This window comes from Acidovorax sp., assembly GCF_046314175.1.
GTDB lineage: Bacteria > Pseudomonadota > Gammaproteobacteria > Burkholderiales > Burkholderiaceae_C > Acidovorax.
Window position 1 is genome coordinate 1 of the sequence record NZ_JBKBXG010000036.1, and the last position, 26,982, is coordinate 26,982.

The window sequence follows — 26,982 nt, forward strand, 5'->3', positions numbered from 1 at the left end:
AGCCCGCGCCCGCAGCCAGCCACGCTGCCGCCCTGCTTGCAGGGCAGCAACCACGGCGCACTGCAGGGCCCTGGCTGTGCCCCCTGGCACCCCGCCATTGCTGTAACGGCACCCTGATTGCCATGAGAGCAACGAAGAAGTAACGACAACGAAAGAACGAGGAGAAGAAAAATGATGAAGCTGATCCAACGCACCACCGTGAAGAAGAACGAACGCGCCCTGCTGCTGCGCAACGGCAGCTTTGACCGCGTGCTTCCAAGCGGCACCTACTGGTTGTTTGCGGGCATGGACCAGCTGCGCGTAGAGACCTTCGCACTCGAACAACCCGCCTTCACCCACGGCCTGGCCGACTACCTGATGGCGCAGGAGCCTGCCGTGGTGGCAGCAGAGTTTGTGCAAGTGAACCTGTCGGAGCAGCAAGTGGGCCTGCGCAGCGAAAACGGCGTGCTGGTCGAGGTGCTACCCCCTGGCACCCGCCGCCTTTATTGGAAAGGCCTGGTGGAGGTGAACGTGCAGGTGATCGACCTCGACGCTGGCCCCGAGCTGCCCGCCGCCCTGGTGGCGCGCCTCACGCAAACCCAGCTGCGCCAGCGCAGCGTGACCGGATTGACCGGCGTGCTGCAAGTGCAGGTGCCCGAGGGCCAGTGCGCGCTGCTCACCATCGACGGCAAGGTGGACCGGCTGCTGCCTGCAGGCGCCTACGCGTTCTGGAAGTACGGCCGCACCATCGCCGTGGAGCTGGTGGACCTGCGCCTGCAAGCCGTGGAGGTGTCGGGCCAGGACATCATGACCCGCGACAAGGTGAGCCTGCGGCTAAACCTGTCGGCCACCTTTCGCTACACCGATGTGCTGCGCGCCTTTGCCCAGTTGCAAAAGCCTGCCGACCACCTGTACCGCGAGCTGCAGTTTGCGCTGCGTGCCGCCGTGGGCACCCGCACGCTCGATGAGCTGCTGGAGAACAAGACGGTGATCGACGACGTGGTGACCGCGCAAATGGCCACCAAGCTCATGCCTTTTGGCATGGCGATGGAAAGCGTGGGCGTGAAGGACATCGTGCTGCCTGGCGAGATGAAAACCATCCTGACCCAGGTGGTGCAGGCGGAGAAACAGGCTCAGGCCAACGTGATCCGCCGCCGCGAAGAGACTGCCGCTACGCGCTCGCTGCTCAACACGGCGAAGGTGATGGAGGACAACCCCGTCGCCCTGCGCATGAAAGAGCTGGAGACGCTGGAACGTGTGGCCGAGCGCATCGACAAGATCTCGGTGTTTGGTGGCTTGGACCAGGTGCTCAATGGTTTGGTGAAGATGCGTTGAGCGCAAAACAATGAAGTGAAATCGTGATGAAAACGAAGAAATTGACAGCACGCGAAAGGCGCCTAAGCCGGGAACCCAGTGTGCCGAGTTGCGAGTCCGTGGGCCTAGACCGCGCGGTTTACAACGAGGCATTGCGCTTCCTGTTTGACCGCCCCGTACCCGAAAAAAGCGGACAGGAGTGGTACTGGCATATGTACGAGCCCGAGTTTGAAGCGACACCCTTGCAGTGGACCCATATCCAAACCGTGCTGTTTGCCAATGCCGGGGTCGATCTGGCACCCTACAACGACGATCAGGTAGGGATGGGGCTGAACCATGTGATGAGCAACAACGCCGGAGACATCCCGCACATGGTCAATGACCCATTCGTGCCTCTGGCCGATGCCATGCGCATGATGCGAGCATTGCCCACACTGTGGAGCGATTGCATAGGGCCGCGTCTGGATACCGTGCACCGCAAGATCGGCAGCTGCAGCGACCGCCTCTACTTCGTGAGCTACATGTGGTTTGACGTGTGGCCAACGTTCTGGAACGCCAAGCACATCCCCGAGTGGCAGGACGCGATGTGGCAGGTGTTCTGCGAGATGCTGGCCATGCCCTGGCGCGAAGCGCAGATATCGGCATTGCACGGGATCGGCCATGAGGGCAACCGCCTGAACCGGCCCAAGGAATTGCAGGCACACATGGATGCCTTTATCCGCCAGGTGAAGAACGACGACGAACTGAAAACCTATGCCCAGGCCGCAGCCCGCGGGATGGTGCAATGAACGATAGAAAACGAAAGAACAAGATGAACAACAACAAATACGAACAATACGAAGTGCCGAACGGCGTGCCCGTGAAGATGTGGACCAACGGCGTGCCCGTGGAAGAAGAAGCCCGTAACCAGCTGCGCAACATCGCGCGCCTGCCCATCGTGTTCAAGCACGTGGCGGTGATGCCCGATGTGCACCTGGGGATCGGCGCGACCATCGGCTCGGTGGTGCCCACCCTCAAGGCCATCATCCCCGCTGCGGTGGGGGTGGACCTGGGGTGCGGAATGATGGCGTGCAAGACCACGCTGACGGCCAGCGATCTGCCCGACAACCTGGCCGGCGTGCGCGCCGCCATCGAGCGCGCCGTGCCGGTGGGGATGACGCCCAAACGCATGGGCCGCGATAAAGGAAGCTGGGATACCCCGCCCGCCGAGACCGACCGTGCCTGGGCGGGGCTGGTGGACGAGTTCGAGGAAATCTGCGAAGCGCACCCGCGCATCAAGAACACCAACAACTACAAGCACCTGGGAACGCTGGGTACGGGTAACCACTTCATCGAAATCTGCCTGGACGAACACCAATCCGTGTGGGTGATGCTGCACTCCGGCTCGCGCGGGGTGGGGAACGCCATCGGCACCCACTTCATCGAGCTGGCCAAGAAGGACGCCGAGATGAACCAGCGCAACCTGCCCGACAAGGACCTGGCGTACTTCGAGGAAGGCGCACAGTATTTCGGTGACTATGTGAAGGCCGTGGGGTGGGCACAGAAGTTTGCCGCCGCCAACCGCGAAGTGATGATGGGCCGCGTGATTGCCGCGCTGCGCACGGTGATCACCAAGCCGTTCGAGACGCACGTGGAAGCGGTGAACTGCCACCACAACTACGTGCAGCGCGAAACGCACTTCGGGCAAGAGGTCTTCGTGACCCGCAAGGGCGCAGTGAATGCCGAGCAAGGCAAGCTGGGGATCATCCCGGGGAGCATGGGAGCCAAGAGCTTCATCGTGCGCGGAAAAGGCAACCCCGAGAGCTTCAACAGCTGCAGCCACGGCGCGGGCCGCACCATGAGCCGCACCAAGGCCAAGAAGATGTACACCGTGGCCGACCAGATTGCCGCCACCGAAGGCGTGGAATGCCGCAAGGATGCCGACGTGATCGACGAGATTCCGATGGCCTACAAGAACATCGACGCGGTGATGGCGGCGCAGGAGGATCTGGTGGAGGTGGTTTACACGCTCAAGCAGGTCGTTTGCGTGAAGGGGTGACTACCCCGTGCGGCGCTGGCAACAGCGCCGCACTCAGACACTACATTTTTGATAGCTTCTAGCGCTTATCCAATAAGCGCTACAGCCCATTTTTATGCACAAATTAGAACAACAACAAGAATTTCTGCACTCTGCCCATCCGGTGGAGCCGCACATGCGCGCGCAAGTGATGCAGGAGCTGCAGCGCATCGAATCCACACACGATGTGACCATCCTCTTTGCCTGCGAGTCCGGCAGCCGGGGCTGGGGCTTTGCCTCGCCCGACAGCGATTACGACGTGCGCTTCATCTACGTGAACCGGTTGCCGTGGTACCTCACGGTGGCGCCCGGGCGCGACGTGATCGAGCTGCCGATCAGCGGCGACCTGGATGTGAACGGCTGGGACCTGCGCAAGGCGCTGGGCTTGATGCGTGAATCGAACCCCACGCTGCTCGAATGGCTGGGCTCGCCCATCGTGTACCGCGAAGAGGCAGACACCATGGCGCAGTTCCGCGCGCTGGCGGCGCAGGTGTTCTCCAACGCCAAGGGCTGGCACCACTATGCCTCCATGGCCAAGAAGAACTTTCGCGAGCACTTGCAGGCCGATGAGGTGCGCTACAAGAAGTACCTCTACGTGCTGCGCCCGCTGCTGGCCGCGCGGTGGATACGCACGCAGCCCGGCGTGCCGCCCATGCGCTTTGCCGAACTGGCCCAGCACACGCTGGACCCCTTGCACGACGCGGCGCTGGTCGATGAGATCAATGCACTGCTGGAAGTGAAGATGCGCGCGGGCGAAGCCGCCACCAGCCCGCGCTGGCCGGGCATCCATGCGTTCATCGAGGCCGAGCTGGCGCGCAACGCGGCCGAGCCTGTGCAAGCCTTGCCGGTGCCGGGTAACGCCGCCCTGGATGCTTTGCTGTACGACACGGTGCTGCACTACGACGCCCGGAACATGGGCATAGCGGAGGTGTCGCCATGACGGAGTTGACCTTGTCCCCCCTCACCCTCGACGGCTCTACCGGCGAGGGCGGGGGCCAGATCCTGCGCACCGGCCTGGCCATTTCCATGGTCACTGGCCGCCCATTGCACATCACGCACATCCGCGCCGGGCGGCCTAAGCCGGGGCTGATGCGCCAGCACCTGGCCTGCGTGCAAGCGGCGGTGGCTGTGTGTGGCGGGCAGTCCGACGGGGCCGAGCTGGGGTCGCAGACGTTGCAGTTCACGCCCGGCGCGGTGCGCGAAGGCGACTACCGCTTTCAGATCGCCACGGCGGGCAGCTGCCTGCTGGTGCTGCAGACCGTGCTGCCCGCGCTGATGCTGGCCGATGGAGAAAGCCGCGTGCAGTTGTCGGGCGGCACGCACAACCCGATGGCGCCGCCGTTTGATTTTCTGGAGCGGGCGTTTGCACCGCTGGTGCGGCGGTTGGGTGTGGGCCTGGAGCTGCAACTGCAGCGGCGCGGTTTCTTCCCTGCCGGGGGTGGCGAGCTGGTTGCGCGCATCACGCCGTCCGCACAGCCTTTGGCGCCCGTGGATATTCTGGAGCGCGGCCCGCTCATGAACGGGTGGGCCGAGGCGCTGGTGCCGGGTCTCGCACGCAACATTGCCCACCGTGAGCTGGAGGCCTTTGGCCAGCGCATGGGTTGGACCTTTGACTCTGGTCAGCTGCGCCAGCCGCCCACACGCCAAAACGAAGGCCCCGGCAACGCACTGATCGCCACGCTGGAGTACGCGCACATCACCGAGGTGTTCTGCCAGCTGGGCGAGCGCAGCCTGTCGGCCGAGCAGGTCGCCAAGCGGCTGGTGGACGAGGTGCGTGACTACCAGCGCAGCAGCGGCGCTTTGGGTCCGCACCTTGCCGACCAGTGGATGCTGCCGCTGGCCCTGGCGGTGTGCCGCAGTGGGCAGGCGGCGCGCTACACCTGCACCGAGGTGACGCAGCACACGGCCACCAATGCGCAAACCATTGCACTGGGGTTGCCTGTGCGGGTGCAGATTGCGCCGGTGGAAGGGGCGATGCTGGTAGAGATCAGCCCGCTGCCGTAGGCCCAGGCCCAGGCCGAATCTGGGCAACACTTGCCGATACCCTGGCTATATCCATATCACCAGGGCAGTAGAACAACTGGTTCAGAATGCGCGTGGTACCGAACGCCAGCCCGCGAACCCCGTTTGCTCTGAGCCTGTCGAGGGGGCGACATCGCGCCCCGGCTTCGACAGGCTCAGCCCGAATGGACTGTTGCGATCCGACCGGGGTTATCACCTCCCCTTCTTCCACTTCAAAGGAGACGCCATGAAAGTTGACAACATTCTGCAAACCATCGGCCACACGCCCCACGTGCGCATCAACCGCCTGTTTGGCCCTGGCGCCAACGTGTGGGTGAAGTCCGAGCGCAGCAACCCTGGCGGCTCCATCAAGGACCGCATTGCGCTGTCGATGGTGGAAGACGCCGAGCGCTCCGGCACGCTGCAGCCCGGCGGCACCATCATCGAGCCCACCAGCGGCAACACCGGCATTGGCCTGGCGCTGGTGGCTGCCGTCAAGGGCTATAAGCTGATTTTGGTGATGCCCGACAGCATGAGCATCGAGCGTCGCCGCCTGATGCTGGCCTATGGCGCGCAGTTTGACCTGACCCCGCGTGAAAAGGGCATGAAGGGCGCCATCGCCCGCGCACAGGAGTTGCAGGCGCAGACGCCCGGCGCGTGGGTCCCCCAGCAGTTTGAGAACCCCGCCAATATTGACGTCCACGTGCGCACCACGGCGCAGGAGATTCTGGCGGACTTCCCTGATGGCATTGATGCGCTGATCACCGGCGTGGGCACGGGTGGGCACATCACCGGCGTGGCGCGGGTGCTGAAGGCGAAGTTCCCCAACCTCAAGGTGTTTGCAGTGGAGCCCTCGGCATCGCCCGTGATCTCGGGCGGCGCACCGTCGCCCCACCCCATCCAGGGCATTGGCGCGGGTTTTATCCCGAAGAACCTGGACACCAGCCTGCTCGACGGCGTGATTCAGGTCGATGCCGAACCGGCCCGTGAATACGCACGCCGCTCTGCGCGCGAAGAGGGCATGCTGGTGGGTATTTCGTCGGGCGCCACGCTCGCCGCCATTGCGCAAAAGCTACCCGAGCTGCCTGCGGGCGCCAAGGTGCTGGGCTTTAACTACGACACCGGCGAGCGTTACCTGTCGGTGGAAGGCTTCCTGCCGGCGTAACGGCCACCGCCGCAGATGCGGCACTTTGCCAGGTGAAATGGGGCTATCAGGCCCCATTTTTTCGTCCCCTGCTGCACAAAACCACGGCCAGCCGTCCTACAGCGACAACACAGCGCAGCCCAAACAATCGAGTCATCCCTCGGCCCGCCCCTGGCGGCCATTGCGCCCATCGCGGCGGCTTCGCTGGGGACCCACTCCAAAGATTGTTTGACTGCCCATGGCCACCACAGCCGCTACCGATCCCCAGCCCATCGCGTTCAAGGTGCTCACCGTGAACGTGCACAAGGGCTTCACCACCTTCAACCGGCGTTTCATGCTGCATGAGCTGCGGGATGCTGTGCGCGATGTGGCGGCGGATTTGGTGTTTTTGCAAGAGGTGCAAGGCACGCACCACCGGCACGCCAGCCGCTTGGCCAATTTTCCGCAGGTGCCGCACTACGAGTTTCTGGCGGACACCATCTGGTCGCAATACGCCTACGGGCGCAACGCGGTGTATGACAACGGCGACCATGGAAACGCGTTGTTGTCCAAGTTTCCGATCACGCACTACGAGAACCACGACATCTCCATCAGCGGGCCTGAGCGGCGCGGCATGCTGCACTGTGTGCTGCAGCCGCCGGGCCACCACCTGCCGGTGCATGCCATCTGTGTGCACCTGGGGCTGCAGGAGTCGCACCGCCAAAAGCAACTCATGCGCGTGTGCGACTTGGTGCGCACCTTCCCTGCCAACGAGCCGGTGGTGCTGGCCGGTGACTTCAACGACTGGCGCAACCGCGCGCACGAGGTGCTGGCGCGCGAGGCGGGCTTGCAAGAGGTGTTTGTACAAGCCTTTGGCCGTGCTGTGCGCACGTTTCCGGCGTCCATGCCGCTGCTGGCGCTGGACCGCATCTATGTGCGCAACGCTGCGGTGCATTCCCCGCTGGCGTTGCCCAAGAAACCGTGGGACAAGCTCTCGGACCATGCGCCTTTGGCGGCGGAGATCCTGCTATGAAACGCCCTGCTTTCCGCCTGCCCCGCTCGACCCGCTGGGTACCGGGCAATCAATTTGAGTTACTGGAAAACGGGGAGGAGTTCTTCCCCCGCGTATTCGACGCCATTGCCCAGGCCCGGCGCGAGGTGATGCTGGAGACCTTCATCCTGTTCGACGACAAGATCGGAAAGGAGCTGCATGCAGCCCTGCTGGTGGCAGCGCAGCGTGGTGTCGAAGTGCATGTGCTGGTGGACGGCTTCGGCTCGCCCGATTTGTCGGATGCGTTTGTGGGCAGCCTGGTGGAGGCAGGTGTGCGGTTTCGAATTTTTGACCCGGGCCGCCCCTTCATGGGGCAGCGCCTGAACGTGCTGCGCCGCATGCACCGCAAGATTGTGGTGGTGGATGGCGAGCTGGGCTTCATTGGCGGCATCAATTACTCGGCCGACCACGTGGCCGACTTTGGCCCTGAGGCAAAGCAGGACTATGCGGTACAGGTGCGCGGGCCCATCGTGGCGCAGATGCACCGTTTCACACGTGAGGCGGTGCTGGACCGCACGGGGCACAAACGTCGCAGCGCCGCAGCCGCTACCGAGCAGCCCCATGCGGGCACGGCCCATGCCATGTTTGTGACACGCGACAACCAGCAGCACACCAATGACATAGAACGCCACTACCGCGTAGCGCTGCGTGCCGCGCGCAGCCGCGTGGTGATTGCCAATGCCTACTTTTTCCCTGGCTACCGGTTCATCCGCGAAATGCGCCGTGCCGCCAAGCGTGGCGTGGATGTGCGCCTGATCCTGCAAGGCCAGCCCGATATGGCCATCGTAAAAACGGCGGCCGGCCTGCTCTACGACCATTTGCAGCGCGCGGGTGTGCGCATTTATGAATACTGCGACCGCCCGCTGCACGGCAAGGTGGCTCTGGTGGACGAGGACTGGTCCACCGTGGGCTCCAGCAACCTCGACCCGCTGAGCCTGTCGCTGAACCTGGAGGCCAACGTGATCATCCAAGACCGCGCCTTCAATACCCACCTGCACCGCCGCCTGTCGCACCTGATGGAGCACAGCTGCAACCAGATTGAAGTCGCAGCGCCCAGCCGATGGAATGGGCTGGCCGTATTGCGCAGCTACGCGGTGTTCCATCTGATGCGCTGGTTCCCGGCCTGGGCAGGCTGGCTGCCCAAACACCAACCCACGATCACGCTGGCCAACCCGGGAGCTGCAGGCACGACCGGGGCCGAACCCGCCAACAGCCCGGCTGCCTGAACACGCCTGAGCGATCCTTCCATGGCCGCCCCCACCTTGCTCGCCGATACAGACACCACCGACACCGACGCCACGGATGGGCCGGGGCGCCGGAGCGGCTGGCGCAATTGGCCCCAGCAGGCCTGGTGGCCGTGGGCGACCCGGGGTGTTGCAGCCGCTTTTTTTGCGGTGGTGGCCTGGCTGATCTTTCAGCAGGCGCGCACCGTGGACTGGCCCGCTGTGCTGCAGGCCCTGCGCGATCTGCCCGCCACCGCGCTGGCAGTGGCGGGTGCCCTGGCGTTGCTAAGCCACTTCACGTACGGCACGTTCGACTGGGTGGGTCGCTATTGCAGCGGCCATCAATTGACGCGCCCGACAACGCTGGGCATTGCCATGACCAGCTACCCGTTCACCCTCAACCTGGGTTCGCTGATTGGCGGCGTGGGCGTGCGCTACCGGCTGTACGCACGGCGTGGCGTGGACCCCGGCACCATCGGCCAGGTGGTGGGCACCAGCATCGTGACGAACTGGGTGGGGTACCTGCTGCTGGCGGGTGTCCTGGCCTGGCTGTGGCAGCCTCCTGCGGTGGCGGGATGGGCTGTGGAGCTTTGGCAATGGCGCCTTGGCGGCACCGTGCTGGGTGTTCTGCCACTGGCCTATGTGGGAATGTGTGCCTTGCGCAGTGGCCGCGCGCTTTCGTTGCGCGGCCATGAGTTTCCTCTGCCGCATTGGCTCGTCGCACTGTGGCAGGTGGGCGTGTCAGCCGCCAACTGGATGCTGATGGGTGCCGCGCTGTGGACGGTGCTGCAGGGCCAGGTCAGCTACCCCGCCGCGCTGGCCACCGTGTTGCTGGGGGCGGTGGCCGGGCTGGTGCTGCGTGTGCCTGCGGGCCTGGGCGTGCTGGAGGCCGTGGGCGTTGCGCTGCTGGCCACCAAGGCGCTGGGGCAAGAAGAAGTGCTGGCCGCCTTGCTGGCTTACCGGGCGTTGTATTACTTTGGGCCCCTGGTGCTGGCGGCCGTGGCGTTGGGCGTGGCAGAGCTGCGCTGGCGCCAGCAGGCCAACCCGGATGCAGAAAGCACCGCAGAGCAGAAAATATGAGTAAAATCTGCCTCTAGCGCTTATCCATCAAGCGCTAGCAGCTATTGATTTGATAGTAATTTAGACAAGTTGCTCCACGCGACTTTCCCGCCCCGGATTCCATCCGCAGCGCACACCCCGTATCATCGCGGCCCCACGCCATTGCAACCCGCCCGATCGACACGGGCCCGCAAGAACATGATCCGACTCTCCGAAATCCGGCTGCCCTTCACCGTGGCCGAAGCCCCCGAGGCGCCCCTGCGCGCCGCTGCCAACCAGATCCTGGGCCTGGCCGACGCCGATATCGCCCACCTGCATGTCTTCAAGCGCAGCTTCGATGCGCGCAAGGCCGACCTGCTGGCGGTCTACATCGTGGACATCACCCTCGCGCAGCCCGCGCGTGAAGCCGCCCTGCTGGCCCAGTTTGCGGGTAACCCGCACATCCAGCCCACACCCGACATGGCCTGGCACCCCGTGGGCCAGGCGCCTGCCGACCTGCCCCTGCGCCCCGTGGTGGTGGGCTTTGGCCCCTGCGGCATCTTTGCCGCGCTGGTGCTGGCGCAGATGGGCTTCAAGCCCATCGTGCTGGAGCGCGGCAAGCCCGTGCGCGAGCGCACCAAGGACACCTGGGGCCTGTGGCGCAAGCGCGAGTTGCATGCCGAAAGCAACGTGCAGTTTGGCGAAGGCGGTGCGGGCACCTTCAGCGACGGCAAGCTCTACAGCCAGATCAAGGACCCGCGCCACCTGGGCCGCAAGGTCATGAACGAATTTGTGAAGGCCGGTGCGCCCGAAGAAATTCTGTACGTGGCGCACCCCCATATCGGCACCTTCAAGCTGGTGAAGGTGGTGGAGAACTTGCGCGAGCAGATCATTGCGCTGGGCGGCGAGATCCGCTTTGAGCAGCGCGTGACGGACGTGATCGTTGAGAGCACTGGAGAAAACCGCCACCTGCGCGGCCTCAAGGTGCTGAACCAGGCCACGGGCGAAACGACCGAGCTGCGTGCCGACCACGTGGTGATGGCGCTGGGCCACAGCTCGCGCGACACCTTCGCCATGCTGTACCAGCGTGGCGTGGCCATGGAGGCCAAGCCCTTTTCCATCGGTTTTCGCATCGAGCACCCGCAGGGCGTGATCGACCGCGCGCGCTGGGGCCGCCACGCGGGCCACCCGCTGCTGGGCGCGGCCGACTACAAGCTGGTGCACCACGCCGCCAACGGCCGTGCGGTCTACAGCTTCTGCATGTGCCCCGGCGGTACCGTGGTGGCCGCCACCAGCGAGCCCCACCGCGTGGTGACCAACGGCATGAGCCAGTATTCGCGCAACGAGCGCAACGCCAACGCGGGCATGGTGGTGGGCATCGACCCGCGCGACTACCCCACCGACCCGGCGGCGTTTGAAACCCACCTGGGCAAGACCTACGGTGTGGAAAGCCTCCCTGCCGGGCAGTTTCACCCGCTCGCGGGCAGCGTGCTGCAGCGGCAGCTCGAATCCAACGCCTTTGTTCTGGGCGGGCGCGACTACAGCGCGCCGGGCCAGCTGGTGGGCGACTTCATCAGCGGCACGCCATCCAAACAACTGGGTGACGTGGAGCCGTCTTACAAGCCCGGCGTAGCCCTGGGCGACCTGCACGCCGCCCTGCCCGGCTACGCCGTCGAAGCGCTGCGCGAGGCGCTGCCCGTGTTCGGCCGCAAGATCAAAGGGTTTGACATGCACGACGCGGTGCTGACGGGCGTGGAGACGCGCACCTCGTCCCCGCTCAAGATTGGGCGGGGCGACAACCTGCAAAGCCTGAACACCGCCGGGCTGTACCCGGCCGGTGAAGGTGCCAGCTACGCGGGCGGCATCTTGTCGGCGGGCGTCGACGGCATCAAGGTGGGCGAAGCCGTGGCGCGCAGCCTGCTGGGCACCGGCGCTGCATGACCACGGCGACCCTGGCGCGCCCCAGCATGGCGCAGTTTGTCGCCGCAGCCCTCTCCATGGCAGTGGTTGTGCTGGCATCCAACATCCTGGTCCAGTTCCCCATCAACGACTGGCTGACCTGGGGTGCCATCACCTACCCGGTGGCTTTTCTGGTGAGCGAACTGGTCAACCGCGCCCATGGGCCGCAGCAGGCCCGGCGCGTGGCGTGGGTGGGGTTTGCCGTGGCCGTGGCGGCCTCGCTGGTGCTGGCGCCAGCGCGCATTGCGGTGGCTTCGGGCATGGCGTTTTTGCTGTCGCAGTGGCTGGACATTGGCGTGTTTGACCGGCTGCGGCACGGCACCTGGTGGCGGGCGCCGCTGGTGGCCACGGTGCTCGCGGCGGTGCTGGACACCGCCGTGTTCTGGAGCATTGCGTTTGCAGGCACCGAGGGGCCCTGGGTAACCTGGGCGCTGGGCGATCTGGCCGTGAAGCTGGTGCTGGGCGTGGCGTTGCTGTTGCCGTTTCGCCTGCTCATCGGCCGCCAGCTGGCGCAGCGAGCCGCCTGAAGGAGCAGCGCGCTACAGCCGTGGTGGACTACTTGCGCTGCAAGAAGTCCACCGCCAGTGCCGCCAGCGTGCGGGCGCCCACCGGCAGCTGGTCTTCGTCGATGTCGAACAGCGGCGAATGGTTGGACGGCGCGGTCTTGAAGTCCTTGCCCTTGGGCGGAGCTCCCAGGAAGAAGAAGAACCCGGGCGCCACTTTCTGGAACTCCGAGAAGTCTTCCGAGCCGCTCACCTTGGGGATGATCATGGCCTTGCCGGCCGTGGCGAGCTTGAGTGCGGGCAGGGACGCAGCCGTCAGCTCGGCGGGGTTGGTGGTGACCGGGTAAGCCACAGGGCCAAACCGTACCTTGGCCTTGGCACCGCTCGATGCAGCGATCTGCTCGGCCGTGGTGGTGATGCGTTTCAGGGCTTCTTGGCGCATGCCTTCGTCAAAGGTGCGCAGCGTGCCCAGCATCTCGACACTGTCCGGGATGATGTTGTAGCGCGTGCCGCCCTGGATCTGGCCGATGGTGATGACGGCGGGCTCCTGGCTGATGTTGAGCTGGCGGCTCACCACCGTCTGCAAGCCCAGCACCACTTGGCTGGCGGCCACGATGGGGTCCACCGCATTCCAGGGCGACGAGCCGTGGCCGCCGCGGCCTTCCACCTGAATGCTGATGTTGTCCGAGCCGGCCATCAACGGGCCGCTGCGGTAGCCCACCACGCCCGAGGGCAGGTTGGCGGTGATGTGCAAGCCGTAGATGGCCTGCACATCCTTCAACGCGCCCTCTTCCACCATGGCCTTGGCGCCAAAGCTGGGCACCTTGCCATTGGCATCGGGCTCTACCGGCGCGCCTTCTTCCGCGGGCTGGAAGATGAATTTGATGGTACCGGGCAATTGGGCCTTCATGCCCGCCAGCGCCTCGGCCGCGCCCATCAGCATGGCCACGTGGGCATCGTGCCCGCAGGCGTGCATTACCGGCACTTCCTTGCCCAGGTAGGTGGACTTGACCTTGGAGGCGAACGGCAGGCCGGTGTTCTCTGGCACGGGCAAGGCGTCCATATCGGCACGCAATGCCACCACCTTGCCCGGCAGGCCGCCCTTCAGGGTGCCCACCACACCGGTGCCGCCCACGTTGGTCTGCACTTCCATGCCCAGCTTCTTCAAGTGATCGGCCACCAGCTTGGCGGTGCGCACTTCCTGACCCGACAGCTCCGGGTGGGCATGGATGTCACGGCGCCAGTTGACCATCTTGGCGGCCACGCCATTGATCGCTGCGTCGATGGTTTGCAAGCCAGCGGCGTCCAGTGCCTGGGCCTGTGCGGACGATACGAACGTCAGCCCGCTGATGAGCAGGCCGGAGGCCAGCGAAATGGCAGAGAGGGGTTTGTGCATGTTGGAGCAGATCCGTACGGTGAAAGAGCCAGAGGAGGAGCGCGGTGAAGAACCCCACCGCGCATTCATGCTACGGGCCACCCCAGCGTTGCAGACAAGCGAGAATGGCCATCCATAGAGCCAATATCGCCATGCCCTCTTCCTCTGTCTCGTCCGCGACGGCCCCGGTTTTTCGGGTGGACATCCCGCTGCTGCCCGAATCGGCCGTGGGCAACGCGCTGCAGTTCATCGACCTGCTGCGCAGCGCCAACCTGCTGGCCGGGCTGCGCTTGGGCGCCAGCGCACCGCGGCTGGCGTGGCGGCTGCTGGATGCAAGAGGGGCGCCCCTGCCTGTTCTGCCCGGCCCCCTGGCGGCCTACACCCCCACGCCTGCAGAGCCACCCAGCGGTCCACCGTTCGCGCTGTTCATCCCGTCATTCCATACGGCAGACATCCCGGCCATCCGCAACGCCGTGGCGCGCAACGGCCCGCTCGTTCGCCATATCGGGATCGCGCTGGACGCCGGGCAAAAGGTATTCACTTTGGGAAACGGCGCCTGGCTGGCCGCCGAGAGCGGACGCCTGAATGGCCGGCAGGTCAGCCTGCCGTGGTTTTATGTGGCGGGTTTTGAGCGGGACCATCCGGACATCGGCTTCGCACTGGGCCAGGACATCGCTGAAGACGGCCCGTGGATCAGCGGTGCACTGCCGATCAGCGTCGGCGACCTGGCCGTTTCTTTGATACGCCACACCTTGGGCAGCGCGCTGGCTGAGGCCTGCGCCACCGTGCTAACCCCCGACCACGAACGCACCCGCGCGGCATTGCAGGCCAACGCGCAACAACACATCCCCGCCACCCGCGACAGCACCCTGGCCCGCGCCATTGCCTGGATGGAAGCGCACCTGGACGAGCCGTATTCGCTGGCCAGGCTGGCCGAGGCCGCAGCGGTGAGCACGCGGACCTTGCTGCGGCACTTTCAGCAAGAGCTGTCACAGTCGCCGCTGGACCACCTGCACAGCCTGCGCTGTGCACGCGCCAAGGTCATGCTGGAGGTGACGCTGGAAAGCGTGCCCAGCATTGCCGTGGCCTGCGGCTACAGCGACCCCGCCGCGTTTCGCCGCATCTTTGCGCGCTACACCGGCATGGCCCCGGGGGAATACCGCCAACGCCACGCATTGCGCGCACCGCGCAGGCGCTGGCGCGTGGATGTGGCTGCGCGCTGAGGAGGCTTGGTCACTCGTTCAACGCCTCGGCTGCCGCGCCCATGCTGGCAGCAGAAGTCCCTGATTAACGCAGCGCTACTGCGGATGAACCCGCCGCGCCCTGCGGCAGGCGGAACGCTTCCACCAGTTCGGCCAGTTGCTGCGCCTGCACACGCAGGCCCTGGGCGGCGGCGGAAGATTCCTCCACCAGTGCAGCGTTCTGCTGCGTCATCTGGTCAAGCTGCGAGACGGCCTCGCCGACCTGGCTCAGGCCGGTGGTCTGCTCCCGCGCGGCGGTGCTGATCTCGCCAATGATGGTGGCCACTTGCCGCACGGAATCGACAATTTCACCCATCGTGCTGCCCGCCGCGTGGACCAGCTGAGTGCCTTCACCCACCTGCCGCACGCTGTCGCTGATCAAGCCGCCAATCTCCTTGGCTGCCGTGGCAGAGCGCTGCGCGAGGCTGCGCACCTCGCTGGCCACCACGGCAAAGCCCCGGCCTTGTTCGCCCGCGCGGGCGGCTTCCACCGCGGCGTTCAGCGCGAGGATATTGGTCTGGAAGGCAATGCCATCGATCACGCTGGTGATGTCGGCAATGCGGCGCGACGACAGCGCAATGCCTTCCATGGTGCCCACCACACGGTCCACCGCCTCGCGCCCGCGCTGGGCCACGCCGCTGGCACCGGTGGCCAGGGTGCTGGCCTGGGCAGCGGCGTCGGCGCTGTGGCGCACGGTGGCCAGCAGTTCTTCCATGCTGGCGGCGATCTCTTCGAGGTTGGATGCGGTTTGCTCGGTACGCGCCGACAGGTCGCTGTTACCCGCAGCGATCTCGCTGCTGGCACCCGCCACCGACGTGCTGGCCTGGCGCATGCCCACCACCAAATCAGCCAGCCGCGCCTGCATGCCGCCCAGGCGCGACAGCAAGGCCTGCAGCTCGTCGCGATTGCTCGCTGCATGCGACGGCACGGCGGTGGTGAGGTCGCCCTCGGCGATGCGGTCAGTCACCTCCGAGGCCTGCGCCAACGGCTTCAGGATGGAGCGCGACAGCAGCCAGGCGCATGCAAGGCTCAGCAACAGCCCCACCAGCGATCCCGCGGCCAGCAGGGTGATGCCCTGCTGCTCACTGCGCTCAGCCGCGTCGCGGGCCTCTGCCACGCGCTGGCGTTGGAACTCAGCGAGCTTGTTCACTGCTGCGGCATAGGCATCGGCCGCAGGGCGCAGCTGGTTGGCGATGGCATCGGGAGGCAGGGCCTCGCCGCCCTTGCGGCGTTTCACGAGGTCGTCCCGCACGGTTCTGAATCCGTTGCCGGATTTGTCGATGGCGTCGAACAGCGTCTTCGACTCGGCGTCGTCTGCCAGCTCATCCAGACGCTTGCGCACCTCGGCCGACCGCGCCGAGGTGATCTTGCGGTCAGCGTCGATGCGGGCGGCGTAGGCGGGGTTGTCAATCTCCAGCAGGGTCTCGGCACGCACCGAGCTGAGCACCACAATGGCGTGAAGTTCTCGCGCCAACAACGCCCGCTCGGAGGAGTGTCCACCCAGGTCATCGGCAATGTCTTGCAGTCCGGCCAGCCGCCAGATCCCCACCGCAGCGGACAGCGACATCACCAGACACACAACGCCAAAGGCCAGAGCCAGGCGCATGGCAACACGGGCGTGGGAGAGTTTCATAAAGAGGTCCGCAGAAGAAGGGAAGGCCGACGGAAGAAGCCGTCAGGTTTACCTATAGGCTTGGGCTCCCAGAGGCTCTTCCTAGCTTATCGACAAATCGTTACAAGCGCTTGAGCCTGATGCCGAGCCGCAACAGCCGGTCCAAAAAGGCAAACCGCCGCAGGGCGCGAACCCTGCAGCGGTTTTCAGGAGGCTGCGGCGAGCGTCTCGCCGCTTGTGCAGACCTTAACCCTGCTGCGCGTTCTGCAGCGCGGCAATGCGCTCTTCGATGGGCGGGTGGGTGCTGAACAGCTTGCCGATGCCCCCGGCAATGCCCATGGCAGCCATGCTCTTGGGTAGTTCTGCGGGGTGGCTACCGCCCAGGCGGGCCAGGGCGTTGATCATCGGCTGGCGACGGCCCATGAGCTGAGCAGCGCCTGCATCGGCGCGGAACTCGCGCTGGCGGCTGAACCAGGCCACGATGATCGCAGCCACAAAGCCGAGCAGGATATCGAGCACGATGGTCGTCACGTAGTATCCGATGCCCGGGCCGGAGCTGTTTTCATCGTTCTTGCGCAAGAAGCTGTCCACTGCGTAGCCGATCACGCGCGACAGAAACACCACAAAGGTGTTCATCACGCCCTGAATCAGCGTCATGGTCACCATGTCGCCGTTGGCGATGTGGGCGACCTCGTGGCCGATGACGGCCTCGACTTCTTCACGCGTCATGCCTTGCAGAAGGCCGGTGGACACTGCCACCAACGCGTTGTTCTTGAAAGCACCCGTGGCAAACGCATTGGGGTCGCCCGGGAAGATACCCACTTCCGGCATGCCGATACCGGCCTTGTCGGCAAAACCTCGCACGGTGTCCACAATCCAGCGCTCGTCAGCCGAACCGGTGCCGTCGATGATCTGCACCTTGGCGCTCCACTTGGCCATGGGCTTGCTGATCAGCAGCGAGATGATGGCGCCGCCAAAGCCCATGATCAGCGAGAAACCGAGCAACGCAGTGAGGTTGAGCCCGTTGGCCGTGAGGAAGCGGTTGACGCCCAGCAGGCTCGCCACCACGCCCAACACCAGCACAACGGCAAGGTTGGTCATTACAAATAACAGGATCCGTTTCATGAGTTCTCCGTAGGACAAACAAACAAGGGTGTTGCGGGTTCAGATGGGGGCCGCAGTCCGCGCTTCAAGCCAGCCCGTCCAGACGGCATGAAGGCCTCCGTCGCCCCATTTTGGCAAGTGCTGCAGGAAGTGCCGCTGGCCGCGATTTATCGCGCTATGTTAGGTGCAAATCTGCACCAGGGCCTTATCACACAGGCCTCGGCGGGAATTAGCGCCCCGCCGCAACGCACCCCGCGCGCGGCGCCCTGAACACCTGCGCATCCGCATAGAAAGCCGGATCCTCATTGGCGGCCCACCAGCCCGGCACGCCGAGCACGGGCAAAGGCACAAAGGGCTTGGTGGCCCAATGCGCAGGCTGCATCTCGGTGGCAAGCCAGGCATCCAGATTTACTATTGAATTGATAGCTGCCTGCGCTTTATAGACGTGCGCCACGATGGGTTTTCGGGGTGAAACCAGCTTTTCGAGCAAGGCATGCCCCAGCAAAACCAGCTGCGCCTGCTGCCAGAGCGGGCGCAGGTCCACAAACAGCCGATGCCAGTCCCGCGCCTGCAGGGCCTCCCATAACGCTGGCGGCGCGTGCAGCACGGCCCCGTTTTCATCAAACACCGTGAGCGCATCCCGCAAGGGCCCACGCACCGCCTGCACGCCGTCGGCGGCTATTGCGTGCGCCTGCAAGGCGTTCAGCTGGCGCTTGGTCTGCGGGAAGTGCAGCCAGACCAGGCCGTTGAAGAAGTCATGCAGGTTGTCACGGGTGGGGACCTGGCGGGTATCGAAGATGAATTGCTCGTAGGCGGTGCCCTGGGGCAACTCATGTTGCATCACAAAGCGCATCGGACACGTGCTACCGGCGGCTGCCTGCAGCACGTTATGCGCCGCACATCCGCGTTGCAGCATCTGCTGCGCCATCGGCTCGCCTGCAGTGCGCCACGTTTCCAACCAGGGTGCGGCCCAATCAATCGCGCCGAAGGGACCGTGACCTACACCAGCCGCCACGGCAACGCTTCCCCTGCGCGCAGCGGCTTCAGCTCTGCTTCGCCAAACGCAAAGCTGTCGGGCGGAGTCCAGGACTCCCGATTCAGGGTGATGGTGCCGGTGTTGCGCGGCAGGTTGTAGAAATCGGGGCCGTGGAAGCTGGCGAAGCCTTCGAGCTTGTCGAGCGCGCCTGCGTTGTCAAACGCCTCTGCATACATCTCGATGGCGGCGTGGGCGGTGTAGCAGCCTGCGCAGCCGCTGGCGTGCTCTTTGAGGTGCGCGGGGTGCGGCGCGCTGTCGGTGCCCAGGAAGAACTTGGTGCTGCCGCTGGTAGCCGCCTGCACCAGCGCCACGCGGTGGGTTTCGCGCTTGAGCACGGGCAGGCAGTAGTAGTGCGGGCGCACGCCGCCAATGAAGATGGCGTTGCGGTTGTACAGCAGGTGGTGCGCGGTGATGGTGGCGGCGGTGAAGCGGTCTGCACTGGCCACGTAATCGGCCGCGTCCTTGGTGGTGATGTGTTCAAAGACGATTTTCAGCTCGGGGAAGTCGCGGCGCAGCGGAATGAGTTGCTGCTCGATGAACACGGCCTCGCGGTCGAACAGGTCGATATCGCTGCTGGTAACCTCGCCGTGCACCAGCAGCAGCAGGCCCGACTTCTGCATGGCTTCGAGCGTCTTGTAGGTCTTGCGCAGGTCGGTCACGCCGGCGTCGCTGTTGGTGGTGGCGCCAGCGGGGTAGAGCTTGCAGGCCACCACGCCCGCATCCTTGGCGCGCGCGATTTCTTCGGGCGGCAGGTTGTCGGTAAGGTACAGCGTCATCAAAGGCTCAAAACTCATGCCTGCAGGCACGGCGGCCAGGATGCGCTGTTTGTACGCCAGGGCCTGCTCCGCCGTGGTCACGGGCGGGCGCAGGTTGGGCATGATGATCGCGCGGCCGAACTGGGCCGCCGTGTGTGGCACCACGGTGTGCAGCGCCTCACCGTCGCGCACGTGCAGGTGCCAGTCGTCGGGGCGGGTGATGGTGAGGGTGGAACCGTCGGCGGAAGGGGGGGTGTGGGGTGCGGCTGTCATGGGCAGCATTGTCCCATTGGCTCCAATACTATTAATTTTATAGCATCTAGCGCTTATCCAGTAAGCGCTAGATGCCAAAAATACTCAAAATTCAGAGCAGCACCGCGTCATTCGGCGGAAATGCCCGCCTTGCGCACCACCTCGCCAAAACTCACCAGGCGCTCGGACATCATCTTTTCGAACGCGGCAGGCGGCATTTCTTCGGGCACGATCACGCCGCGGTCTTTGAGGTTGGCCACCATTGCGGGCGACGTAGCAACCTGGCGCACAGCCTTGTACAGCGTCTGCACGATGGCGTCGGGCGTGCCGCCGGGTGCGGCCAGGCCGGTCCATGAGGTGAGGTTGAGTTCGGGGTGACCGACCTCGGCCATGGTGGGCACATCGGGCAGCTGGGGCAGGCGCTGGTCGGCCGCTACGGCCAGGGCGCGCACCTTGCCCGCCTGGATGTGCGGCAGCATGATGACGAGGTTGTCGAGGATGAACTGCACCTCGTTGCCCAGCACGCCGGTGATCAGCGGCGTGCCGCCCCGGTAGGGAATGTGCGTGGTGAACACGCCGGTGGAGACCTTGAGCATTTCCACATTGAGTTGGCCCATGCTGCCCACGCCGCCGCTGCCGTAGTTGAGCTTGCCAGGGTTCTTCTTGGCGTAGTCCACAAACTCCTTGAAGGTCTTGAACGGCAGGCTGCTGTGCACCACCAGCGCGTTGGGCTGGCGGCCCAGGATGGCAATGTTCTCGAAGTCCTTCACCGGGTCATAGCCGATCTTGGGCTGGGTGAGCGGGTTGGCCAGGTGGCTGCTTTGCGACGACACCACCAGCGTGTAGCCATCGGCCTTGGCACGCGCCACATACTGCGCGCCCACCGAGCCGCCCGCACCGGCGCGGTTTTCCACGATGACGGGCACACCCAGCACACGCGACAGCGGCTCGGAATACTGGCGCGCCATGATGTCCACCGACCCGCCGGGCGGGAACGGCACCACCAGCGTGATGGGGCGCGAGGGGTATTTGTCTTGCGACATGGCAGGCAAGGCTGCGAGGCCTGCAAGGCCCAGGCCGGTGGTCAGGATGTGGCGGCGGGAAGGTGTGGTGGTCATGGCTGTCAAAGCACTCGGATAAAAGAACGATGAATGGAGGGGAAAGGGGTCAGGGATGCGCCAGCACGGCCAGCGCCAGGGCCTGTGCACGCGGGACAAAGGTGGACAACTCGCAGTACTCGCGTTCGGTGTGCGCGTGGCCGCCCACGGGGCCGGTGGCGCACAGCGTGGGCACGCCCACCGAGGCAGTGAGGCCACTGTCGGCCGCGCCGCCGGTGAATTCGCCCTGCACCTCAAAGCCCAGCGCGCGTGCGCCTTGCTGGTAGAGCGCCAGCAGGTCATCGGGCGTGGGTTTCATGGGCATGGTGCGGCGGGCGGTGGTGATGCGGCCCTGGGTGCGGGGCACGGATTCTTCTTCGACGATGGCGCGCACACGCTCCAGCAGTTGGTCGGGGTCGGTGTCGGCGGTGAAGCGCAGGTCCACCTCGGCCCGCGCGTGAGGGGCCACCATGTTGGGCACGACGCCGCCCTGCACCACGCCCACGTTGCAGGTGACGCCCGTGGCCGGGTCGGTCATCGCATGCAGCGCCAATGTCTTGCGGGCCAGGGCCTCGATGGCGCTGGCGCCTGCAGCGTGGTTGATGCCCGCATGCGCAGCCACACCCTGCACCTCAAACTCAACCACCATCGAGCCCTTGCGACTGGTGACCACGTTGCCGCTGACGCGGCCAGGCTCGGCGTTGAACACGGCCCGCGCGCCGCGCACGCGGGCCATGATGAGGTCGCGCGTGGCAGGTGAACCAATCTCTTCATCGCACGAGAAAAACAGGTGCAGCGGCGCGCTCAGGCCGCCACAGCGCGCAAAGGCCTCGGCCACAAACACGTTCAGCACCAGACCGGACTTCATGTCGGCCACGCCGGGGCCATAGGCTCGCCCGGCTTCTTCGCGATAGGGGCGTTTGGCCACTGTGCCTGCGGGGAACACGGTGTCCATGTGCCCCATGAGGATGATGGGCGCGCCATCGGCTGCAGCGCCCTCTGCCGGGTTGACCTGCGCATGCAGCAGCACGCCATAGCCGGGCACGGGCTCAAACTGCACCGGCACACCGGCCGCCTGCAGGCGCTCGGCCAGCGCATGGGCCACGGCCGTCACACCCGCTTCATCGCGGCTGCCGCTCTCGATGTTGACCACTTTCTGCAACAGATCTTGCATAGCCTGCTGCTGACCGGCGAGCCAGTCCACAATCTGCTGCCGCACCTGCGCACCGCCGTTTCCTTGCGTATCGAGCATCTTTCCCCTTTGAGAAGCCCCTTCCACGGGGCAAAATTTGGGTGGCAGTGTTGCACGTGAACCTAGTGTTTGCAATACATTTTTCACAAAAGAGACATTTATGAAATTATCGTTGCAGACACAATCAGGACTGCTGACCGAGAGGCTGGCACGCCAAGGCGGCGAGCTGACGGCCAGCGAACGCGCGCTGGCCGAGGCCCTGGGGCGCGACTACCCCCACGCGCTGCTGGAATCGGCCACCGCCCTGGCAACCCGCACCGGCACCAGCGCATCAACCGTGGTGCGGCTGTTTGCCAAGCTCGGCTACGCCAGCTATGCCGAAGCGCAGCGCGAGGCGCGAGCCGAGGTTACGGCCCTGCTGCAGACGGCCGGGCAGCGTGCGCCAGTCACTATCGGCACGCAGCGCAGCCTGCAGCAGTGTGTGGACGATGCCTTGTTACACGACCAGCACAACATCACCGCCACACGCGACGGGCTGGACATGGCGGCATTCGAGGCGATTGCCAGTCGGCTGGCACAAGGCAGTGGTCGCGTCTTCGTACTGGCGCAGATCAACAGCGCCCCCGTGGCCGCCTGGCTGGCGCTGCACCTGAACATGTGCCGCCCCGGTGTGCATGAATTGGGGGCAGGTGCCGTGGACGCGACCGACCAGTTGCTGTGGATTCAGCCTGAAGACGCGCTGCTGGCCTTCAGCATCCGCCGCTACGCCAGCGGGCCGGTGAAGGTGGCGCAGCGCTTTCGCGACGCAGGCGCCCAGGTGCTGGCCATTACCGATAGCGCCACCGCCCCGCTGGCCGCGCTGGCCCACTACCGCGTGCAGGTGCGCACGTCCAACGCGTCGCCATTCGACTCGTACACCGCTGCGTTCTTCCTGTGCAACGCCTTGGTGTCGGCCGTGGCCCAGCTGCGGCACAAGGCGGTGTCTGAGGCGCTTAAACGGCGCGACGAGCTGTGGACGGGATTTGAATCGCAGCTTATTGTGGACAGCCCCCCTGCGCGCAAGTCATCGCGCAGATAGCGCCGGAGCCCTGCCCCAGGCTCAGTTCTGGTCAGCCTTTCGGCGCCATGCGTTGAAGCGCCGCGCGATCTTCGGGGCGATGCGGTCGAACGCCTCCCAGCTGTCAGGTGTCATGGCCTCGTCGTCGTCGCGGAAGTGGTTTGAGGACTGGAACACGGTATTTACGTCGCTCACCCAGCGCTCGGCATCGGGCGTGTCAAAGCCCATGTAGTAGGTGCGCCAGAATCCCGAGGTACCTGCAGCCAAGTCGTCGGTCCAGACCACGCGCCCGCAGGGACCATGTAGCAGTTGCAGCGGCGTTGCCGTGCGCTCGTGCCAGGGCTTGAGCACACTCACTGGGTAGCGCTCGGGGTCCAGCAGCCCCTGCAGAGCACACCAAGTCACTAAGAATGCGTCCTCCACGTATACAAGGTGCTTGATCATCTCGTAATCGGCGCTGGCCTCCATGAAACAACGTTCCGTCGGCAGGCGCGCATCAATGCGCTCAACGCCGTTTCCCGCGTCCGAGCACAGGAAAGTCAGCTCCAGCGTACTGCTGACCGCCTGCTTCACGAAGTTGTCGCCCTCCTCGGGGCCTGGGAACTGTCCCCAGGAAAGGCCATCGGGCAGAGGAACCAGCCCCGCTGCCTTTACCGGCAGGGCGATGCGCGTGACATAGGTGCGCCAGAGGCGCCCGTCCTTGCTGGGCGGCCAGAAGCCACGGTGCTTGGGCGCCATCGAGGCGCTGACTTCGATGCCGTTTGCGCGCACCGAGACATAGGTGCTGTTGTTGTGCGGCGTGGCAGGCCTGAGCGGCTTGGCCCCCACGGCGGACAACCAGTGCTGCACCAGCGGATCGTCGATGCGCCGACCGATGCAGGCCAACATCTGGTCCCAGAGATTGCCCTCAGCGACCGGGGCCTCGACAAGGCTTGCCTGCGCCCCGGATGCCGCCGCGTCGTCTAGCGGCAACCGCCCGGCAATAGCGTCTTCCATCCAGCCGTCGAAGTCGGGCCAGCGCTCCTCGGCTTCGGCAAGAATGTCTTCACCGGTCTCGGGCACCGACAGTCCTTGTGCCCCCAACCACTCCAACAGCTCGGGCGCCACCTCACCGTCTGCCTCCGGCGGCTCATCCAGGTTGTCATACAGCGAAAACTCGTCATAGCCCAAACCGAGTAGCCGCAGGAACTGCGCGGCATCGCTGGCCAGCACCCGGCCACCGCCTTCGGAGCTAAGGTACACCACCGGCATGCCACCCTGTGGTGCACGCCAGATGGCGATGGTCGAGCCGTCCGGCTCGACGCCAAACACACCCAGGTGCCGTGCCGCTGCCTGCCCGCCGACATGCCCCTCCTCTCCGAAATAGCGCGCCACGGCGCTGGGCGGCTCGCAGTGGAAGGCAAACGAGCCGCTCGCATCGGCGCCCGGCTCACACAGCGCCGGGAAAGCCCGCAGCAGGTCGCTCAGGGCGGTGGGCACAGGCAGGTCTGCCGGGAATTCAAAAGGACTGTCGCTGGTGGAGATGATCATGTTCAGGCGGGTTCCATCAGGCTGCGGCCGTGTACCACGCTTCGGCGCACGGCACAGGCATCGGAAGTGGGACAAGACGTGCGAACCTAGCACAGCACCGTTTCGGAGGCACTGCCGCCTACCGCACCGATCCACAACGAAAAAGGCGCCCTAAGGCGCCTTGCGTGACATCCTGCACACTGCGCCACGTTTGCAGGCGCGCGTGTGCAGCATGTTCAGTGCTGCAGAATCTTGTTGAGGAAGTCCTTGGTGCGGGGCTGGCGTGCATCCGGGTTGTTAAAGAAATCGTCCTTGGAGCAGTCTTCCAGGATCTTGCCGCCCACGTCCATGAAGATCACACGGTTGCTGACCTTGCGGGCAAAGCCCATTTCGTGGGTCACGCACATCATGGTCATGCCTTCGTTGGCCAAGCCCACCATCACGTCCAGCACTTCGCCGACCATTTCAGGGTCAAGCGCCGACGTAGGCTCGTCAAACAGCATCACGATGGGGTCCATCGACAAGGCGCGCGCAATGGCCACACGCTGCTGCTGGCCGCCCGACAGTTGGCCCGGAAACTTGTCTTTGTGCGCCATCAGGCCCACACGTTCGAGCATCTTGAGGCCACGCTTCTTGGCGTCGTCGGCACTGCGGCCCAGCACCTTGACCTGAGCAATCGTCAGATTCTCCGTCACCGACAGGTGGGGAAACAGCTCAAAGTGCTGGAACACCATGCCCACGCGGCTGCGCAGCTTGGGCAGGTCCGTCTTGGGGTCGTGCAGTTTGATGCCATCCACCGTGATCTCGCCCTTTTGAAAGGGTTCGAGCGCATTGATGGTCTTGATCAGCGTGGACTTGCCCGAGCCCGAGGGGCCGCAGACCACCACCACTTCACCCTTTTGGATGGTGGCCGTGCATTCGTTGAGCACCTGCACGGGGCCATACCACTTGGATACGTTTTTGAGTTCGATCATTTCTTTTTCCTCAATCCAATCTCTTTAGCACCAGCGTCGATCAGCGGATGATCGCTATCTTCTGGTGCAGGCGCTTGACCGCCCACGACAGCGCAAAGCACATCACAAAGTACAGCACGGCTGCTGCCAGGTACGCCTCGATGGGACGGCCAAAGTTCTTGCCCGCCACTTCAAAGCCCTTGAGCATGTCGTAGGCGCCAATCGCGTAGACCAGCGACGTGTCCTGGAACAGGATGATGGTCTGTGTGAGCAGCACCGGCAGCATGTTGCGGAACGCCTGGGGCAGCACCACCAGCTTCATGTTCTGGCCGTAGGTCATGCCCAGCGCCTGGCCTGCGTGCACCTGACCCCGGGGAATGGACTGGATACCCGCGCGCATGATTTCGCTGAAATACGCCGCTTCAAACGCGATGAAGGTGATGATGGCCGACATCTCGGCGCCGATGGGGCGACCGATGATGGCAGGCATCAGCAGGAAGAACCACAGGATCACCATCACCAGCGGAATGCTGCGCATGCCGTTGACATAGATAGTGGCGGGCACTTCGAGCCACTTCTTGCCCGACAGCCGCATGAGCGCCAGCACCGTGCCAAAGAGCACACCACCAATCGTGGCAATCACCGTAAGCGTCAGGCTGAAGTACAGCCCCTTGAGCACGAAGTTGGAGATCAGGTCCCAGTTGTAGAAGGAGAAATCGATCTTCATATCAATGCCCCCCTCCGGCCGCGCCACTCACCACCATGCCAGGGATGCGCGCACGCTTTTCAATGAACGCCATGATGCGGTTGATGGCAAAAGCCGAGATGACGTAGAGCGCCGTGACAGCCAGGTAGACCTCGATGCCGCGCGAGGTTTCTTCCTGTGCCTGCATGGCGAACATAGTCAGTTCGGCCACCGACACGGCAAACGCCACGGATGAGTTCTTGAAGATGTTCATCGTCTCGCTGGTCAGCGGCGGGATGATGATGCGAAACGCCATGGGCAACAGCACATAGCGGTAGGTCTGAAACGTGGTGAAGCCTACGGCCAAACCTGCGTAACGCTGGCCGCGTGGCAAGGCCTGGATGCCCGAGCGAACCTGCTCGGCAATACGCGCTGATGTGAAAAACCCGAGGGCGAACACCACCAACGCAAACCCAGGCACACCCTGCAGAACAGGGAAAAAGCTCGGCAGCACGTGGTACCACAGGAAAATCTGTACCAGCAGCGGAATATTGCGAAACAGCTCGACCCAGGCGTTGCCCAGGCGAACAATCACCGGCCGGTCCTGCAAGGTGCGCAGCGTGCCAATGAGAGAACCTATAACTAGTGCCAGCACCAAGGCCAGCACCGAAACAGACACCGTCCAGCCCCAGGCCGACAGCATCCAGTCCAGGTAGGTGATATCGCCGCCTTTGCCAAAGCAGCTTTGCACGACTTCCCTGTCCATGGTGTCCTGGCAGAACACCTGCCAATCCCAACTCATAGGATCACCCCTTTAATTCTTGGTATTGCGTTGGGCACAACCCTTTGCCCACCCAACAAAAAAGC

Annotated in this window: 24 protein-coding genes; 13 read left to right on the forward strand and 11 right to left on the reverse strand. The window is 64.7% G+C overall.

Annotated features, from left to right (window positions below):
- The first annotated feature begins 174 nt into the window (after positions 1–174).
- The 11 genes from ACK4OE_RS12075 to ACK4OE_RS12125 all read left to right on the forward strand — a co-directional run bounded on the left by ACK4OE_RS12075 (position 175) and on the right by ACK4OE_RS12125 (position 12,271).
- Entirely contained in the window at positions 175–1,314 is a 1,140-nt protein-coding gene (locus ACK4OE_RS12075; RefSeq protein ID WP_409885098.1) for a slipin family protein, read from the forward strand.
- Between the two features lie 98 nt (positions 1,315–1,412).
- On the forward strand, positions 1,413–2,081 hold the full coding sequence (locus ACK4OE_RS12080) for a hypothetical protein (protein ID WP_409885054.1): 669 nt from the start codon (positions 1,413–1,415) through the stop codon (positions 2,079–2,081).
- A 23-nt stretch (positions 2,082–2,104) separates the two neighbouring features.
- Complete coding sequence (locus tag ACK4OE_RS12085; RefSeq protein WP_409885055.1) at positions 2,105–3,331, forward strand: RtcB family protein; 1,227 nt, start codon at positions 2,105–2,107, stop codon at positions 3,329–3,331.
- Between the two features lie 94 nt (positions 3,332–3,425).
- Positions 3,426–4,289: a nucleotidyltransferase domain-containing protein gene (locus ACK4OE_RS12090; RefSeq protein WP_409885056.1), complete on the forward strand. Its 864-nt coding sequence runs from the start codon at positions 3,426–3,428 to the stop codon at positions 4,287–4,289.
- Positions 4,286–5,353 carry an RNA 3'-terminal phosphate cyclase gene (rtcA, locus tag ACK4OE_RS12095; protein ID WP_409885057.1) on the forward strand — a complete coding sequence of 356 codons (1,068 nt, stop codon included), beginning with the start codon at positions 4,286–4,288 and terminating at the stop codon, positions 5,351–5,353. Before ACK4OE_RS12090 ends, rtcA begins: the two co-directional genes overlap by 4 nt.
- Before the next feature lie 244 nt (positions 5,354–5,597).
- Positions 5,598–6,515, forward strand: coding sequence for a cysteine synthase A (gene cysK, locus ACK4OE_RS12100; protein ID WP_409885058.1), 918 nt, complete (start codon positions 5,598–5,600; stop codon positions 6,513–6,515).
- Positions 6,516–6,732: 217 nt separating this feature from the next.
- Entirely contained in the window at positions 6,733–7,506 is a 774-nt protein-coding gene (locus ACK4OE_RS12105; protein WP_409885059.1) for an endonuclease/exonuclease/phosphatase family protein, read from the forward strand.
- On the forward strand, positions 7,503–8,750 hold the full coding sequence (gene clsB, locus ACK4OE_RS12110; protein ID WP_409885060.1) for a cardiolipin synthase ClsB: 1,248 nt from the start codon (positions 7,503–7,505) through the stop codon (positions 8,748–8,750). Before ACK4OE_RS12105 ends, clsB begins: the two co-directional genes overlap by 4 nt.
- Positions 8,751–8,771: 21 nt before the next feature.
- The gene (locus ACK4OE_RS12115; RefSeq protein ID WP_409885061.1) at positions 8,772–9,827 is read left to right on the forward strand and encodes a YbhN family protein; all 1,056 of its coding nucleotides are present in this window, start codon (positions 8,772–8,774) and stop codon (positions 9,825–9,827) included.
- Between the two features lie 177 nt (positions 9,828–10,004).
- On the forward strand, positions 10,005–11,726 hold the full coding sequence (locus tag ACK4OE_RS12120) for an NAD(P)/FAD-dependent oxidoreductase (protein WP_409885062.1): 1,722 nt from the start codon (positions 10,005–10,007) through the stop codon (positions 11,724–11,726).
- Positions 11,723–12,271, forward strand: a complete 549-nt coding sequence (locus tag ACK4OE_RS12125; protein ID WP_409885063.1) for a VUT family protein — start codon at positions 11,723–11,725, stop codon at positions 12,269–12,271. The genes ACK4OE_RS12120 and ACK4OE_RS12125 overlap by 4 nt, the downstream gene beginning before the upstream one ends.
- A 28-nt stretch (positions 12,272–12,299) precedes the next feature.
- On the opposite strand, the gene ACK4OE_RS12130 is transcribed toward ACK4OE_RS12125, so the two are convergent.
- On the reverse strand, positions 12,300–13,643 hold the full coding sequence (locus tag ACK4OE_RS12130; protein WP_409885064.1) for an amidohydrolase: 1,344 nt from the start codon (positions 13,641–13,643) through the stop codon (positions 12,300–12,302).
- Between the two features lie 131 nt (positions 13,644–13,774).
- On the opposite strand from ACK4OE_RS12130, the gene ACK4OE_RS12135 reads away from it, so the two are divergent.
- Positions 13,775–14,845, forward strand: coding sequence for a GlxA family transcriptional regulator (locus ACK4OE_RS12135; protein WP_409885065.1), 1,071 nt, complete (start codon positions 13,775–13,777; stop codon positions 14,843–14,845).
- Positions 14,846–14,909: 64 nt separating this feature from the next.
- Here ACK4OE_RS12135 and ACK4OE_RS12140 read toward each other — a convergent pair whose 3' ends face one another.
- From ACK4OE_RS12140 to ACK4OE_RS12165, 6 genes are all read right to left on the reverse strand, one after another.
- Positions 14,910–16,496, reverse strand: a complete 1,587-nt coding sequence (locus tag ACK4OE_RS12140) for a methyl-accepting chemotaxis protein (protein WP_409885066.1) — start codon at positions 16,494–16,496, stop codon at positions 14,910–14,912.
- Between the two features lie 225 nt (positions 16,497–16,721).
- Positions 16,722–17,600 carry a protease HtpX gene (gene htpX / locus ACK4OE_RS12145; RefSeq protein WP_409885067.1) on the reverse strand — a complete coding sequence of 293 codons (879 nt, stop codon included), beginning with the start codon at positions 17,598–17,600 and terminating at the stop codon, positions 16,722–16,724.
- Between the two features lie 208 nt (positions 17,601–17,808).
- A complete protein-coding gene (locus ACK4OE_RS12150; RefSeq protein ID WP_409885068.1) occupies positions 17,809–18,507 on the reverse strand; it encodes a DUF3025 domain-containing protein in 699 nt (232 codons plus the stop codon).
- Positions 18,508–18,578: 71 nt separating this feature from the next.
- Complete coding sequence (pyrC, locus tag ACK4OE_RS12155; RefSeq protein WP_409885069.1) at positions 18,579–19,643, reverse strand: dihydroorotase; 1,065 nt, start codon at positions 19,641–19,643, stop codon at positions 18,579–18,581.
- Positions 19,644–19,750: 107 nt separating this feature from the next.
- The gene (locus ACK4OE_RS12160) at positions 19,751–20,740 is read right to left on the reverse strand and encodes a Bug family tripartite tricarboxylate transporter substrate binding protein (protein ID WP_409885070.1); all 990 of its coding nucleotides are present in this window, start codon (positions 20,738–20,740) and stop codon (positions 19,751–19,753) included.
- 49 nt (positions 20,741–20,789) lie between these two features.
- Positions 20,790–21,971, reverse strand: a complete 1,182-nt coding sequence (locus ACK4OE_RS12165) for a M20 family metallopeptidase (protein ID WP_409885071.1) — start codon at positions 21,969–21,971, stop codon at positions 20,790–20,792.
- A gap of 100 nt (positions 21,972–22,071) precedes the next feature.
- Between ACK4OE_RS12165 and ACK4OE_RS12170 the strand changes: the two genes are divergently transcribed.
- Positions 22,072–22,989 (forward strand): MurR/RpiR family transcriptional regulator, encoded by a 918-nt coding sequence (locus ACK4OE_RS12170; protein WP_409885072.1) that lies wholly within the window; start codon positions 22,072–22,074, stop codon positions 22,987–22,989.
- A gap of 21 nt (positions 22,990–23,010) precedes the next feature.
- On the opposite strand, the gene ACK4OE_RS12175 is transcribed toward ACK4OE_RS12170, so the two are convergent.
- The 4 genes from ACK4OE_RS12175 to ACK4OE_RS12190 all read right to left on the reverse strand — a co-directional run bounded on the left by ACK4OE_RS12175 (position 23,011) and on the right by ACK4OE_RS12190 (position 26,917).
- Positions 23,011–24,498: a hypothetical protein gene (locus tag ACK4OE_RS12175; RefSeq protein WP_409885073.1), complete on the reverse strand. Its 1,488-nt coding sequence runs from the start codon at positions 24,496–24,498 to the stop codon at positions 23,011–23,013.
- Positions 24,499–24,713: 215 nt separating this feature from the next.
- Entirely contained in the window at positions 24,714–25,451 is a 738-nt protein-coding gene (locus tag ACK4OE_RS12180) for an amino acid ABC transporter ATP-binding protein (RefSeq protein ID WP_409885074.1), read from the reverse strand.
- Between the two features lie 40 nt (positions 25,452–25,491).
- Complete coding sequence (locus tag ACK4OE_RS12185) at positions 25,492–26,157, reverse strand: amino acid ABC transporter permease (RefSeq protein ID WP_409885075.1); 666 nt, start codon at positions 26,155–26,157, stop codon at positions 25,492–25,494.
- A gap of 1 nt (position 26,158) precedes the next feature.
- Positions 26,159–26,917: an amino acid ABC transporter permease gene (locus ACK4OE_RS12190; RefSeq protein ID WP_409885076.1), complete on the reverse strand. Its 759-nt coding sequence runs from the start codon at positions 26,915–26,917 to the stop codon at positions 26,159–26,161.
- Positions 26,918–26,982 lie beyond the last annotated feature (65 nt).